Source organism: Gilliamella sp. X-23, from assembly GCF_057063545.1.
Map to the genome: position 1 here is coordinate 1 of NZ_JBXSQG010000009.1, position 15,247 is coordinate 15,247.

The following is a 15,247-nucleotide window of genomic DNA, read 5'->3' on the forward strand; positions in this document are numbered from 1 at the left end:
GAATTGTTTTTTGTTAAAAAGCAATGTAATTACATCCAAAAAGTGGTCAGGAAAGGTATTGATTTTATTGAAGTTTTTATTTTGCTGTTTTTAAGCTAAATCAATCACTTACACAACCTAAGCAAAGCGCCGACATACAACAAATCAACAAAACCACGAATAGCGCCCCAATAACAGCAATTTAACCGCTCCAAACCCTTTTTTTAACGACAATTTAAAATTAAATAAAATCAATATATTAAAAAATACCTCAAAAAAAGGGTTTTCAAAGACGAAATTGTTGTTTATCTTTATACAGCAAGATTTATCAAATCTTAAGCTCTACCTTAACGCCGTGTAGGCGGTTTAGAAATCTAAGCCCTTTATTTAATAAAGGGCCTTGTCCCTTAACGCCGTGTAGGCGGTTTAGAAATTCTCGCTGAAACCACATCAATGCCTAACGTTCCTTAACGCCGTGTAGGCGGTTTAGAAATTTTGCAGGTACGGGAACGGTGGCGCATGCGTGCCTTAACGCCGTGTAGGCGGTTTAGAAAAACAGTGGGGCGACTACCAAAAAAATCGTAACCCTTAACGCCGTGTAGGCGGTTTAGAAAAAGCTTTCACAAATAAAGTCTAATATTCGCTTCCTTAACGCCGTGTAGGCGGTTTAGAAAATATGCTATAGGGGCAAACTGATGAACTTCATCCTTAACGCCGTGTAGGCGGTTTAGAAATCGTGGTTCGCGTAAATATGATTATCATTATGCCTTAACGCCGTGTAGGCGGTTTAGAAATTTCCAGTTAAAACGCTCTAACAGAGACCACGCCTTAACGCGTGCAGGCGTTTAATTAAAATAAATCATATAATTATAAAAACATAATATCTTCCAAAAAAGATGGTTATGTTGTCTGTCTTATTCCGGCGTCAGAATGTGCCGACAACAGAGTGAGGTTAGCACGCCAAACAAGGATGTTTGGCGAGTTTGTGCTGCGTCTGGAACGCATCACAAACGGTGCGTTAAGACCGAGCGACGGCGGAGGGCAGCCGCAGGCCACATTCTGCAGCCAAGCGCGGGATTGCTAAGGGAATTCGCTCTAATTCCCTTAGCTCGGACGTGGTCACGATAGCTATTTTGTTGACCCAAGCTCAAAACGTCCGAAACCACCGCCCCCAATTTATTCTATTCACCAAAACAAAAAGGCCTGATTTTCCGCCCAAAAATCGGTCAGGAAAGGTATTGATTTTATTAAGTTTTTTTGGATGTTTTTAACAAAAAACGCCTTTTGCTCGGAATTAGTCACTACAGCTATTTTATTCACCCAGGTCAAAAAGTCCGAAACCACCACACCCAATCCATCCTATACACCAACCCAAACATCCCTAATCGTCACTTAAAAATAGTCTATTGATAATATTAATTTTTATGTTTTAGTCATTTTTGAAAATTACCAAACTTTACTAAACACGCTTTGCCAAAAAGTAAGGGGAGGTGCATAATATTATATAGTTAATAATGAATAAAAATAATCCACAATAGTGATTATGATAGATTATGATATATGAGGTATAATAAAAATGGGTTTAGTTAAACAGGCCGCTGTATTGAGTATGTTATTAGCATTAGCTGGCTGTGATAATAAAGATGTTAAGCAAACTGCAAATACTGAACAATCAACAACGCCATCGGCATCAGAATTTGTTGATAATAACCATACAACCGATCCCAATGATAACGAGAAAATAGATAACCAATCTAAGCCACTTTTTAAACCTACTCCAGAATTAGTCGAAAAATATCATGATAAAGAATTAAAGGTCATTGATAGTTCGGAAGTCATTCTTGATGGTTCAAGTACACTGGTTATTACCTTTTCGGTTCCTTTAAATCCTAATCTTAAATTTTCGAATTTGTTGCGTTTAGTCGATCGCCAAACGGGGAATGTTGATGGTGCATGGGAATTGTCTGACAATGGATTAGAATTAAGACATCGTTACCTTGAACCAAACCGCGATTTAGAACTCACTATCGATAAGATGTTAGCGGGCATTAATGGTAGTAATTTAGCCTCGGTCTATCAAGCTCATATTAAAACTCAAGATCGTAAGCCAATGGTTGGGTTTGCTAGCAGTGGTTATTTGTTGCCAAGCAAATCAATGAGTGGTTTGCCAGTGGTTACCCTTAACGTTGATAAGATTGATGTTAACTTTTTTAAAATTAAGCCTGAAAAGCTGTCCGATTTTATTGATAATTATGGCTTTATTAATCAATTATCATTTTGGGACTCTAAGGATTTACATCAGTTTGTTGATTTAGTTTATACGTCTCGATTTGACTTAAATCCAAAACGTAATTCGCAAGAAACCGTATTACTTAATTTGTCATCCGTTACACCATTACAACAAGAGGGTGTTTATTTTGCGGTGATGAATAAAGCTGGAAGTCATGATTATTCAAATTCTGTATCGATGTTTTCGATCAGTAATATCGGTTTTGCAGTGCATGCCTATGAAAACGGTAAATTATCAGTCATTACCCATGCATTAGATAATGGAAAACCTCTTTCCGATATCAATTTATCGGTTTTATGTAGCAAAAGTATTCGAGACAGTAATAAGAACTGTAAAACAGTTTCAGCCAAAACTGACGCTAATGGTTATGCCGATATAACTTTGCCCAAAGGTATGGAGTACTCTTTGTTGACAGCAAGCGATGGTAAGCAGATTTCTTTGGTTAATTTAGATCGTGGTGCGTTAAGTTTAAGTGAATATAATTTAATGGGTTCGGCTTTTTATCAAAAACAGTTGTTTGCCTTTGGCGCTCGCGACTTATATCGCCCGAAAGAGACGGTCTATTTTAATGCTCTTTTGCGTGATGCCGATGGTAAGCCGTTGCCTTTGCAGCCGATTGTGGTTGATGTTATGTCACCCGATAATTTAGTGGTTGAAAATTTTACAATCAAAGCGAAAACTGATTCAAACGGTTTATACCAATGGCAATATGCTATTCCAGCTAATGCAGAAACAGGCAAATGGGCTTTTCGTTTTAATTTAGGGGACGATAATTACCGTTATGCTTATTTCAATGTTGAGGAATTCTTGCCAGAGCGTATGGGGATGGAAATTACTACCACATCAAATAAACCCATCATGCTTGATAATGAAATTCGTTTTGATGTTAAAGGTTGGTATCTTTATGGTGCTCCTGCTTTGGGTAACCGTTTAGAAAGTTATGTTTATGTTAAGAAAATCGATACAATTCCGGAGCTTGCTGATTATAAAATTGGTAACGTGGTTGATAATGGGGTAGATCGTCAGCTTGATAATATTGATGCGCTTTTAGATAACAATGGTATTTCGCAAATTAAGATTAATACTAACGATTGGGGTAAGTTAAGTTCCCCTATTAATGTGGTTTTACAAGCCAGTTTGCTTGATTCTGGTGGTAAGCCAGTGACACGTTATGCCAGCCAAGCTATTTGGCCAAGTGAGCAAATGCCGGCTGTGCGTGCGTTGTTTTCTCAATCACCTTATTATGATTGGTCGTTAGATCGTTATCAAAGCAGTCCGACGGTTGATAAAGGCGCCAATGCTGAGTTTGAAGTAGCTTATGTTGACGTTGACGGCAATAAGCTGGCGGCAAGGCACTTGAAGGCAAGGGTTATTCGTGAGCGCCGCAATTATTATTGGAGTTGGTCTGACGATTCAGGATGGCATCAAGAGTACAATTCGAACGAATTTGTCGTGCAAGAGCAACCGCTTTCTATTGATGAAAATGGCACCGCTAAAGTAAGCTACCAAACCGATGATTATGGCTCTTACCGTATTGAGGTGATTGATACTAAAAATGGCGTGACCAGTAGCTTGCGTTTTAGAAGTGGTTACGATTGGGAAGATAATACTAATGGCACCCATTCTGTTCGCCCTGATCAGGTTAAATTAAGTCTTGATAAGACAGCTTATTCCGTTGGTGATACTGCTAAAATAAATGTTCAAGCTCCTGTTGCGGGTTCTGGCTATATTTCGCTCGAAACCAACGATGGTATGTTGTGGAAACAAGATATTACTGTTGATGAGCATGGTCTTGATGTCGAAATTCCAATTCAAGATTGGGGTCGTCATGATATTTATATTAATGCGATGATTATTCGACCATCAACCGATATCGAGCTGCAAACCATTAAGCGGGCTATTGGTTTACTTTATTTGCCAATTGATACGTCTGATCGTCAATTAAACGTAAGTATTGAAGCGCCCCAAAAGACAGAGCCTGAAAAGACTATTCCAATAAAAATCAAAATGGATAAAAATGCAATCCAGCAAGATCATAAGGTAACGGTATTGGTTTCGGCTGTGGATTCTGGTGTATTAAATATTACTAATTTTGTAACTCCTGATCCTTATAGTGCGTTTTTGGGTCGTAAACGTTATAACGTGGATCTTTATGATGTTTATGGTAAGTTGATTGAAGGTAAAGGGCGCAATGTCAATATGAGCTTTGGTGGTGATGCAATGCTTGGTGCTAGTGCTGGCGGTAAAAAGCCATCAAATGATGTTAATATTGTGGCTCAGCAATTGCAAACCATTCAGTTAAATGATGATGGCGAAGGTGTTGTTGACCTTGCTTTACCTGATTTTAATGGCGAATTGCGCATAATGACGCAAGCATGGGATGATACTCGTTTTGGTAAGGCTGAACAAACCATGCTTGTTGCATCACCAGTTGTGGCTGAACTATCGACACCACGCTTTTTATCGGGTGGTGATCAGGCTAATTTGGCGTTGGATTTGAATAATCTAACTGACAAAGCTCAAACGATGCAGATCGAGGTTTCTACTGATGGTTTGGTTTATCAAAATTCAGATAAGGTAGTAACATTAACGCTTGATAGCAAGCAAAGACAAATTATTCAAGTGCCAATAGCTGCTGATTATGGCTATGGGCAAGGCACGGTTACTGTTAATGTTAAGGGTATTTTGTTAGAAGATGGTTCTGATTACCAGATCAAACGATCTTGGAACATTGGCGTTAGACCTGCTTATGCCGCAACCACACGGTATTATTCTATAGCAATCAATGGTGGTGAAAGCTGGTCATTACCTGAAGGTAGTCTTGTTGATATGATTGACAATACCGTTGATGGTAAATTAATTGTATCAAATCAACCTCCGCTCAATATTGCTCAATATGTTAAAACGTTATTTGCCTATCCCTATGGCTGTTTGGAACAGACCATTAGTGGTTTAACACCGTTATTATATGCAAACCAAGAGCAGCTTTCTGCTTTAGGAATTAAAACCGAATCAGATGACAAACGACGTGAAAAAGTGCAATTAGGTATTTCGCGCATTTTATCGATGCAACGCAATAATGGTAGTTTTGGTTTATGGAGTAGAGATAGTTCTGAAGAACATTGGTTAACTGTGTATGCAACTGACTTTTTATTGCAAGCCAAAGAGCGGGGCTATAATGTCAATAATAATGCGCTTGATGCGGCCATTTCGCGTATTAGCCAATATGTTTACGATACTAATGCGTTTAATAGTTTACAAAATTACTATGACAATTCACAAGTGATTGATTATACAAATTTTGCTACTAAAGCTTATGCTTTAATGGTACTGACAAAGCAAAATAAAATCACGGTATCGGTGCGTAACGAAATTAATCGAATGTATCAACAGATTACGCAGGGTAATTTTAAGGTGTTTTCACCTCTGCCGATTGCTCAGCTGGCACTATCTGCGAAACTGGCTGGTTTTGATAATATCTATGATAGTTTAATGCCGCAGGTATTTACTACAAGTTATAATCATCAATATTCTTGGTTGGGTGAATATGGTAGTGCTATTCGTGATAACGCATTGGTACTATCTTTATTGGTTGACAACGGGCTCAGTGTTGATAAACAAGCGGATTATTTAATTCAGTTATCAGATTTACTCAATGATAGGCGTTATTTTTCAACGCAGGAACTCAATGCTTTATTTATGGCAGGTTGGTCGTTAGAACAACATAAATCCTCGCAAAAATTTGATGTTGTGATTAATAATCATACAAATAATGTTAATTCAGCACTATCGCGCTCTTTGGATTTTTCTGATTTGTCTAATGGCTTAACCATTTCAAATCCGGAAAATGCGCAGCCGCTTTATGTCAAATTCACTGTTTCAGGTTATGGCAAGAAGTCCCCAGCGCCAACAAGTGATAATAGTGAATTAACCATTAAACGTACTTATTATGATTTGAGCGGTAATAAAATCCAACCGAATCATATGAAAGTAGGCGATTTGATGGTGGTTTTATTAGAAGCTAATGCGCATAAAGAAGCTGTTCACGATGCATTAATTGTCGATTTTTTACCGGCTGGTATTGAGTTAGAAAATCAAAATCTAACTAATAGTAGCGTGAGCTTGCAGGCCATTCCTGAACTAGCCAATTTGCTGAAAGATGAAGACAGCAATGATGTTAAATATCAAGAATTCCGTGATGATAGATACGTCGCAGCTGTTGATATTAATCATTATGTGAGTGAGGGTACATATCGTACACGTGTTGCTTATTTAGCTCGGGCGGTAACGGCGGGGAATTATATGATTCCATATCCTTATGTCGAATCAATGTATCACCCTGAGCGGTTTGCCATTGGTCAATCCTTTGACTTGATATCTATTGTTGAGCGTAATGGTGAATCGAATATACCAGATCAGCAATAGCAGGTCTTAATTCGGTTTGATGATTAAAAATATAAACAAATAGATACCGCTAACATTCGTTAGCGGTATCTATTTTATATCAACTATAGCTTTTTGAAACTTTTGACAAAATGAAAAAGTGCCTGCGCAATATTCTGGCTTTCTTGTTTTTTTTCATCCTTGTATTATTAGGTGGCTTTTTTGTTGCCGATTATTTCTTTCCGCTCTCTATTACAAACAATAAAACCACACAAACCATTCTTGCTCAAGATGGTACACCACTTTGGCGCTTTGCTGATGAAAATGGTGTTTGGCGGTATCCGATCAAATTAGATGATGTGCCTAATGACTATCTTGATGTGTTATTGAATTATGAAGATCGTCACTTTTATGATCATGTCGGTATTAATTTTGCTTCGTTACTGCGAGCTGCTTGGCAAAATATTACTAATAAGCGCATTATTTCGGGTGGGAGCACTATTTCGATGCAGGTTGCAAGGCTGCTCGATCCACATGATCGTACAGTGATAGGTAAGTTGAAGCAAATATTTCGAACATTGCAACTTGAGTTGCATTTTACCAAAGACGAGATTTTAACTTTATATATTAACCGTGCACCATTTGGTGGCACTATCGAAGGCTTGGGAGCGGCGAGTTGGTCTTATTTTGGTAAAGCTCCAAAGGCGTTAACACGTAGCGAGGCGGTATTATTAGCGGTATTGCCACAAGCACCAAGCCGTTTGCGCCCTGATAGATATCCTAAGCGCGCCAAACAGGCTCGAGACAAAGTTTTAGCAAGGTTAGCCCAATACCAAGTATGGTCATCTGATATTATAGAGCAAGTCAAAAAAGAAGAGGTCTGGGTTTACCCACGTAAAAAGCCACAACTTGCGCCGCTGTTAGCTCGAAGATTAAATCAACAATACCCAAGTATTGATATTATTCATTCAACTATTGATCTATCTCTACAATATAGTCTTGAAGATATTGCCAATAATCGTAAAAACCAGCTACCCCAAAAAACTTCGCTGGCTATTTTAGTTGTCGATCATACCGATATGTCAGTAAAAGGTTATGTTGGTTCGGTTGATTTTAATGATAAAGAACGGTTTGGTCAGGTTGATATGATAAGTGCACTTCGCTCACCTGGATCGACATTAAAGCCTTTTATGTATGCACTCGCGATTGATGATGGTATGATTCATTCTGAATCGCTATTGCAAGATACACCTCGAATTAGTTCTGATTATCGGCCTACAAATTTTGATGAAGATTTTTATGGTCCAATCAGTGCTTCAGAAGCATTAAAAAATTCATTAAACTTACCTGCGGTTGAGTTAATTGAGCTTTATGGTCCTAAAAGGTTTGCTGGCAAGCTTGCTAGTATCGGCTTACCGCTTGAGTCTAACGGTAATAATCCTAATATATCGTATATATTAGGTGGTGCATCGTTAAGGATGGATAACTTGGTCAGCGCCTATAGTGCCTTTGCTCGTCATGGACAAGTCAGCCCTTTACGTTTTACACAAGATGAACCATTGTTAAATAGGCCATTTATTAGCGATGGCAGCGCATGGATCACAAGGCAGATGCTAATTAATAATCATCAACTTGTCTATAAAACAGGTACTAGTTATGGCTATCGTGATGCTTGGGCGGTTGGTATGAACCCTCGTTATTTAATTGGTGTTTGGGTTGGTCGTCCAGATGGAACCCCTGTTGTTGGACAATACGGCAGTATTACCGCGGTGCCGATTTTACAACAAGTTAACTCGTTATTATTAAATAAAGAGCGACGACTCAATCGACCATTACCTTTATTAACAAAACCGGCAACGGTGACTTCAGCAAAAATTTGTTGGCCATCAGGGCAAGTTCTGCCAGCAAACGATGAAAACTGTCACCGTCAGAAAAATGCTTGGATATTAAATAATATGATTCCTCCAACGCTTGATACGCTTACGGTGCTTAATAACAATATCTACCGCTCAGGGTGGGTCACTATTTGGGTTAATAATGAGGGCAAACGTGTATCTGCGGATTGTAACAATGCACACAAAAAACAGATTGCATTATGGCCAATAGCGTTAGAAAATTGGCTGTTACCGAAAGAACGCAGGCAATCGCTATTTCCTGAAATGGATAAAGATTGCCCCGTGTTTGGTAAAGATGTCTTTTCACCACTTAATATTATTGGCCTGCGAGATAAACAATGGGTAAAACGTTTACCTGGGCAACAAGATGTCACCATTGATGTAACACCTCAAGGCGGTTCAGGCGATAAATGGTGGTTTTTAGATGGTAAATTGATTGAGCAAACGCATGACGATCAAAAAGTTGCTTTAACGGTAACTCAAATAGGTTTACATCATCTATTACTATTAGATCAAAGTGGTCAAATTTTACGATTGTCATTTACCCTTGATTAACTAGGAGCAAGCATATGACTATTGAACGAACATTATCCATTATCAAGCCCAATGCCGTTAAAAAGCAATTGATTGGTGAAATTGAAACCTGTATCAGCCAAGCAAAACTTAACATTATTGCCCTAAAAATGCTTAGATTAACGAAAGAGCAAGCTGAGGGCTTTTATGCAGAGCATCAAGGTAAATCATTTTTTGATAAATTAGTTAACTTTATGATATCTGGCCCGATAGTTGTTCAGGTTCTTGAAGGCAATAATGCCATTAAACGTTATCGGGAATTGATGGGACCGACTGATCTATCTAAAGCAACCGCAGGCACTTTACGGGCTGACTTTGCTGATAGTATGACCGAAAATGCCGTACATGGTTCAGATTCTTTAACCTCGGCCGAAAAGGAAATTGCTTACTTTTTTGTTGATAGCGAGATAGTTGGGTAAATCAATTTTATAAAATAGCGGTTGTATTGCGTATTACCGTTATCCGAGGATTTTTTTTATAATGATTGATATAACTTTAAGTTATAACCATGTGAGTATTTGTTATTTATTCATTTGATTCTTTGTTGCTAGACTTTAACTGAAAATAACATAACCTTTATTAGGGAGAATCAGGATGAAATTGTTGACTAAATCACTAACAGTGGTCGCATTAATAAGTAGTTTGTTAGGTGCAAATTCAGCTTACGCAGACCGCCTTGATGACATCGAAAAACGCGGGGAAATCAAAATAGCCGTGTTTGATAGCAACCCGCCATTTGGATATGTTGACGAAAAAACCAATAAAATTGTTGGTCTTGATGTTGATTATGCAAATGAAATCGGTAAAGCACTCAATGTTAAAGTTGATCTTGTCCCAACCAATCCAGCTAATCGAATTCCATTATTAACATCTCAAAAAGCTGATTTAATTGTTGCGAATTTTACTGTTACAGATGAACGGGCAAAAACCGTTGATTTTAGTTTGCCTTATTTTGCGACTGGTCAAAAATTTATAGCAAAAAAAGGTGTTTTAAAATCAGTCGATGATTTAAAGAACCTTCGAATTGGTGCCGATAAAGGTACGGTCATGGAAATCACGCTGCGCGAAAAATACCCAACGGCTAAAGTGATTTCTTATGATGATACGCCATTTGCTTTTGCGGCATTACGTAATGGTGTGGTACAGGCAATTACTCAAGATGATGCCAAATTAATTGGTTTACTCGCTAATGTACCAGAAGAACAACGCGCAGCATTTGAAATTTCGCCATTTAGTATCACCCAAGAATATCAAGCAGTTGGTATACCAAAAGGGGAAGATCGCTTAAAAGAAAAAGTGAACCAAATTTTATTAACACTTGAAAAAGATGGTCAAGCGTTAACAATTTATAACCGTTGGTTTGGACCTGAAACCACATCAGCAATGCCTCGTGGTGACTTTAAAATAGGTAAAGGTCAGTAAGTTATGCACGAGCAATTACTTGAATCCCGTTATTGGTGGTGGTTATGGGATGGTTTTTTAGTTACGTTAGCTATCTCATTGCTTACTATTGTCTTTTCAACATTACTGGGTTTTTTATTAGTTATTGCTCAACAAAGTCGAATTAAGATTATTCAAGGGATTGTAATGGGGTATAACGCAATTTTTCGTTATTCCCCATTATTACCTCAACTCTTTTTTTGGTATTTTGGCGAATTTATTACCAGTTGAATTTAAGTTATGGCTATTTGATGAACCACAAATTTCGTTGTTCTTTTTTTCACTGAAAATGCCGTCCTTTGAATTTATAATTGGTTTAGTTGGTTTAACGTGTTATTCCAGTGCTTTTATTGCCGAAGAGTTTAGAGCCGGTATTGCTGGTGTAAGGCAAGGGCAAGGACAGGCTTCATTAGCATTAGGGTTAACTTGGTGGCAAAGTATGCGATTTATTATTTTACCGCAAAGCTTTCGTATTGCCTTTCCGCCTTTAATTGGGCAGTATATGAATATTATCAAAAATTCGTCATTAACAATGGCTATTGGTGTACTAGAGCTTTCTTATGTATCACGCCAAGTCGAAACCGAATCATTAAAAACCTTTCAAGATTTTGCCATTGCGACTTTATTATATATTTTGGCAATAGTGATGGTTGGAACTTTAGGTAATATTTATCAAGCAAAACGATTACAAATAGGTAAGGTGTAATCAATTATGGAACTTAAAGGTTTAGAGGTTATTTATAACAATTTAAGTTATATGATGTGGGGAAACTTTCCCGGAGGCATTTTTTTAACGTTGTTAATGAGTTTTGCTGCAATTATCGTTTCAACGCTGTTAGGTATTTTGGCCGGTGTAGGGCTGACAGTCTTAAAAGGAACAGTACGCTATTTATTAGTTGGTATACTTGGTTTTTTAAGAGCAATCCCTGTTATTATGCTTATTTTTTGGACTTACTTCTTATTACCTGTATTGCTTAATGTTGATGTGCCAGCTATTGCAACGGTGATATGTGCACTATCTTTAATTGGTGCTGCATATATTGGTCACTCAGTGCATGCCGGCATGATTGCAGTGGCTAAAGATCAATGGCAAGCAGCATTTTCATTAGGATTGACTAAAAAGCAAGTTATTCTATTTATCATTTTACCACAAGCTCTTAAAATGATGTTGCCGTCTTTTGTCAATCAGTGGGTATCACTTATTAAAGATACGTCTTTGGCTTATATTGTTGGGGTGGCGGAATTTACTTTTATAGCTACTCAAGTTAATAATCGTAGTATGGTTTATCCAACTGAGATTTTTTTATTTGTAATTATTGTTTATTTTATTATTTGCGCATCGCTTGATTTTGCTGTTTCGATTTTGCCAAAATGCCGATTATTTCATTCTAAATAATTTTCTATCTATCTGTATTAGCCTGTTTAGTAAATAAGAATTTTATTAAGGTTCTTTTAAGGTTTATGCGTTAAATTATTAATAATTTAAATAAATATAGGTAAATAGGTTATGTGGTGCGATTTTAATACCCAACTATTTCTATTAATTAACGCTTCGGATAAAGCGTCGAGCCTGTTTATTTATTTTGCTATTTTTTGTGCTAAATATTTAGTTTATATCCCTATTATTATTATGGCAGTATGCTGGTTTATCCGGCCTTTTTATCGGCAATTAGTACTAAAAACGGTAATTAGTTTAGGTGTGGCGTTGTTTGTCACTTTTATTATTCGTCATTGTTTTTATTCGCCACGTCCTTTTGCTGTTGAAGTTGGAACCCATTATTTTTTCCACGACAACACAAGCTCGTTACCAAGCCAACATGCGGTATTTGTATGGACAATTTTTTTCACTGTTTTATTCAATGACAAATGCCGCTTTAAAAGATTTTTATATTTATTTGCTCTAATTGCAGTACTTGTTAGCTGGAGTCGAGTTTATCTTGGTATTCATTGGCCATTAGATATTGCTGTTGGATTTCTTGTGAGTATTATTTCGGTGTATTTAATTAAAAAATTTTGGATAATCATTAATAAATTGCTCAATCGATGGTTTTCTTAGTAGAGACAATTTTCTGCTTTAGATATACCGAACACTGTATATAATGAGAAGTTGAGCATTTTGAGTAGTTTTAATATCCACATTAAGGTAGTCAACAATGAAGATATTAATTGTCGAAGATGATAGCTTGCTACAAAAAGGGTTATACGATGGTATAACATCAAATGGTTATGTCTGTGAAGTTGCATCAAATGGAAAGCAAGCTGAACAGTATATCCAATTTGGACAATTTAGTTTGATTATTCTGGATTTAGGGCTGCCTGATTGTGATGGACTCGAATTGCTGATCCGCTGGCGGAAAAATCATATCTCAACCCCTGTGCTGATTTTAACTGCTCGCGATACTATCGAAGATAGAGTCGATGGTTTAGATAATGGTGCTGATGATTATTTAATTAAACCTTTTGCCTTAACTGAATTATTAGCTAGAGTAAGAGCGCTAATTCGTCGAGATCAAGGTACCGCTGATAACCTTATTAGTTATGGCTCCATTACTATTGATATTAAACAGAAAAAAGTGACTCTTAAAAACCAAGAAGTGGTTTTAACGCCAAAAGAGTTTATTGTATTGTCTCGATTGATGTTAAAAGCTGGCGAAAAGGTGCATCGCGATTTATTGCAAAATGATCTTTATGATTGGCAAAGTGATCCTAGTTCTAATGTTCTTGAAGTTTATATACATGGATTACGCAATAAATTAGGTAAAAATTTGATTCGTACAGTACGAGGCTATGGTTATCAACTTAATCATGACTGTTGATAAGTCGATTAGTTTAAATTAGATAATTAAATTATGATTTCAAAATCACTGAGTAATATACGCCATAGTATTCGTTGGAACCTTTTTTTTACTTTGGGCTTTATTATGTTGGTTTGCCAAATTATAACTGTACTTTGGTTATGGCATGAAAGCAAAGAGCAAATTGATGTTCTAGTTAACTTAACGTTAAGTCAAAATAAAATCAATGAAGTCGTTGAGCATGAAGAACTTGAAGCTATTTTTGCTTTATTTTGTTCAGCTTTTTCAATGATGTTAGTGACACTATTTTTAGCATACCAAGCCATCAAGCGGATCACAAAACCGCTTGAAATTTTAGAGCAAGATCTCAATCAACGTACCGAAGAGAACCTCAAACCCATTATACCCATAAGTAATATGCGTGAAATTAAATCTATTACATCAGTATTGAATAATCTTTTTATTAGGCTCAATGCAACATTATCTCAAGAACGGCTTTTTACTGCTGATGTCGCGCACGAAATGAGAACACCTTTAGCAGGGATTCGTTTGCATTTAGAATTGTTAGAAAATAAAAATAAGATTGATTGTAGTGAATTAATCAGTCGTATAGATCGTTTAGTCAATACCGTCGAACAGCTATTAATGCTTGCACGAGCCAGTCAAAAATTTACAGTTGGACAATATCAACATATTAATTTTTATAATGATATTGTGATACCGTTGTCTGATGAGCTAACAGAATTGACTTCCCAAAAACAGCAAAAGCTTGAGTGGTATATGGCGAATAAAGATTTGATCTTTAATGGTGATGCAACTTTGATAAAACTTTTAGTACGTAATTTAGTCGAAAATAGTTATCGTTACAGTCCAGATAATACCAAAATCTTGGTAAGTTGTTATCAAGATAAAAAAGACATAGTTATTACGGTTGAAGATGAAGGAAACGGCATTGATGAATCTAAGAGCGAACAACTGACTCAAGCCTTCTTTCGCATGGATCGTAAGCATAATGGTATTGGGCTTGGCTTAAGTATTGTTAATCGTATTGCTAAATTACATCAAGGTCTATTTACCTTAAAAAATAGACCTAATAATGCGAAAGGTGCTATTGCACAATTTCGGATTACTGATTCACCTCGTCAACTAAACGAGTGATTAAATTATTGTGGCTATTTTCTTTAATAATTGAGGCTAAAAAACGTTGCCAAGTTCGTTCAATTTTAGCTTTCGCAAAAAAAGAAATATAATTAGCGATGGGAATAAGGGTTGAATTACCGATATTGTCGATAATAATCAAGCGGCTTTTATCTGCATTTAAATGCTGAAATAAGATATTCTTGCTTTTGATTGTCATTGTAATAATGCGGTCTTTTAATAAAGCTAATTTTAAATTTTTTAATGAGATAACTAAATCATCATAATATTGTTTAGTTAATTTATTATCAGCAAGATATTTTTCAAGCGGTATGGCTATTTCACCATTATAATCTCGAATAAGCTCGAAAACATGGCCTTTACCGTAATTGGTTGAAACTGAGCCATAATATTTTGCTAATGCATCAAATGCAATATTACGTCTAATAAGGTGTTTATAATAAGCTATTTCGCGGTTTGTTTCTTCTTCTGCACCGTCATTGTAATTAACTTTAATGCATTTATTAGGATCTATTGGATGATGATAGCATTTGCGGTGTAATCCTTTGCCTATATAATCATCTTTAGAAAGTAGAATTTTATTGTCCATTTATACCAATGTGTCGTTATTTAATGTTAAACCAAATTTTAACAGTAAGCGTTTCTTCTCGCCATGATTTTTTCTTTTTAACTCTAGCGCTTTTGTATTATTTCTGTATAATACTGCCACCCACGTTACGACAATGTTCTTCCCA

The 15,247-nt window shown here is 36.6% G+C and carries 9 protein-coding genes, 1 pseudogene and 1 CRISPR repeat array; of the genes and pseudogenes, 9 read left to right on the top strand and 1 reads right to left on the bottom strand.

What is annotated here, in order from left to right; translation table 11 throughout:
• Positions 1-324 precede the first annotated feature (324 nt).
• Positions 325-774: direct repeats of the CRISPR family, unit length 29 nt; unit sequence CCTTAACGCCGTGTAGGCGGTTTAGAAAT.
• Positions 775-1,555: 781 nt separating this feature from the next.
• From ACYH9I_RS07185 to pmrB, 9 genes and pseudogenes are all read left to right on the top strand, one after another.
• The gene (locus ACYH9I_RS07185) at positions 1,556-6,694 is read left to right on the top strand and encodes an alpha-2-macroglobulin family protein (RefSeq protein WP_483559961.1); all 5,139 of its coding nucleotides are present in this window, start codon (positions 1,556-1,558) and stop codon (positions 6,692-6,694) included.
• A gap of 110 nt (positions 6,695-6,804) precedes the next feature.
• Positions 6,805-9,102, top strand: a complete 2,298-nt coding sequence (gene pbpC / locus ACYH9I_RS07190; RefSeq protein ID WP_483559962.1) for a penicillin-binding protein 1C — start codon at positions 6,805-6,807, stop codon at positions 9,100-9,102.
• Between the two features lie 14 nt (positions 9,103-9,116).
• A complete protein-coding gene (gene ndk / locus ACYH9I_RS07195; protein ID WP_483559964.1) occupies positions 9,117-9,539 on the top strand; it encodes a nucleoside-diphosphate kinase in 423 nt (140 codons plus the stop codon).
• 169 nt (positions 9,540-9,708) lie between these two features.
• Positions 9,709-10,542 carry an ABC transporter substrate-binding protein gene (locus ACYH9I_RS07200; protein ID WP_446718913.1) on the top strand — a complete coding sequence of 278 codons (834 nt, stop codon included), beginning with the start codon at positions 9,709-9,711 and terminating at the stop codon, positions 10,540-10,542.
• Between the two features lie 3 nt (positions 10,543-10,545).
• Positions 10,546-11,266, top strand: a pseudogene (locus tag ACYH9I_RS07205) (amino acid ABC transporter permease).
• Between the two features lie 6 nt (positions 11,267-11,272).
• Positions 11,273-11,956: an amino acid ABC transporter permease gene (locus tag ACYH9I_RS07210; protein ID WP_483559966.1), complete on the top strand. Its 684-nt coding sequence runs from the start codon at positions 11,273-11,275 to the stop codon at positions 11,954-11,956.
• A gap of 111 nt (positions 11,957-12,067) precedes the next feature.
• Entirely contained in the window at positions 12,068-12,616 is a 549-nt protein-coding gene (locus ACYH9I_RS07215) for an undecaprenyl-diphosphatase (RefSeq protein ID WP_483559968.1), read from the top strand.
• A gap of 97 nt (positions 12,617-12,713) precedes the next feature.
• Complete coding sequence (pmrA, locus tag ACYH9I_RS07220; RefSeq protein ID WP_483559970.1) at positions 12,714-13,376, top strand: two-component system response regulator PmrA; 663 nt, start codon at positions 12,714-12,716, stop codon at positions 13,374-13,376.
• A 33-nt stretch (positions 13,377-13,409) separates the two neighbouring features.
• Positions 13,410-14,513, top strand: a complete 1,104-nt coding sequence (pmrB, locus tag ACYH9I_RS07225) for a two-component system sensor histidine kinase PmrB (protein ID WP_483559972.1) — start codon at positions 13,410-13,412, stop codon at positions 14,511-14,513.
• Here the strand turns inward: pmrB and ACYH9I_RS07230 are convergent.
• Entirely contained in the window at positions 14,482-15,102 is a 621-nt protein-coding gene (locus tag ACYH9I_RS07230) for a YrbL family protein (RefSeq protein WP_483559974.1), read from the bottom strand. The two genes, pmrB and ACYH9I_RS07230, sit on opposite strands and share 32 nt — an antisense overlap.
• Positions 15,103-15,247: the final 145 nt, after the last annotated feature.

Excerpts from the sequence above, each read along its gene's own strand:
- pbpC (WP_483559962.1), top strand. The coding sequence starts at position 6,805 with ATGAAAAAGTGCCTGCGCAATATTCTGGCTTTCTTGTTTTTTTTCATC.
- ACYH9I_RS07185 (WP_483559961.1), top strand. The coding sequence starts at position 1,556 with ATGGGTTTAGTTAAACAGGCCGCTGTATTGAGTATGTTATTAGCATTA.
- ndk (WP_483559964.1), top strand. The coding sequence starts at position 9,117 with ATGACTATTGAACGAACATTATCCATTATCAAGCCCAATGCCGTTAAA.
- ACYH9I_RS07215 (WP_483559968.1), top strand. The coding sequence starts at position 12,068 with ATGTGGTGCGATTTTAATACCCAACTATTTCTATTAATTAACGCTTCG.
- pmrB (WP_483559972.1), top strand. The coding sequence starts at position 13,410 with ATGATTTCAAAATCACTGAGTAATATACGCCATAGTATTCGTTGGAAC.
- pmrA (WP_483559970.1), top strand. The coding sequence starts at position 12,714 with ATGAAGATATTAATTGTCGAAGATGATAGCTTGCTACAAAAAGGGTTA.
- ACYH9I_RS07210 (WP_483559966.1), top strand. The coding sequence starts at position 11,273 with ATGGAACTTAAAGGTTTAGAGGTTATTTATAACAATTTAAGTTATATG.
- ACYH9I_RS07230 (WP_483559974.1), bottom strand. The coding sequence starts at position 15,102 with ATGGACAATAAAATTCTACTTTCTAAAGATGATTATATAGGCAAAGGA.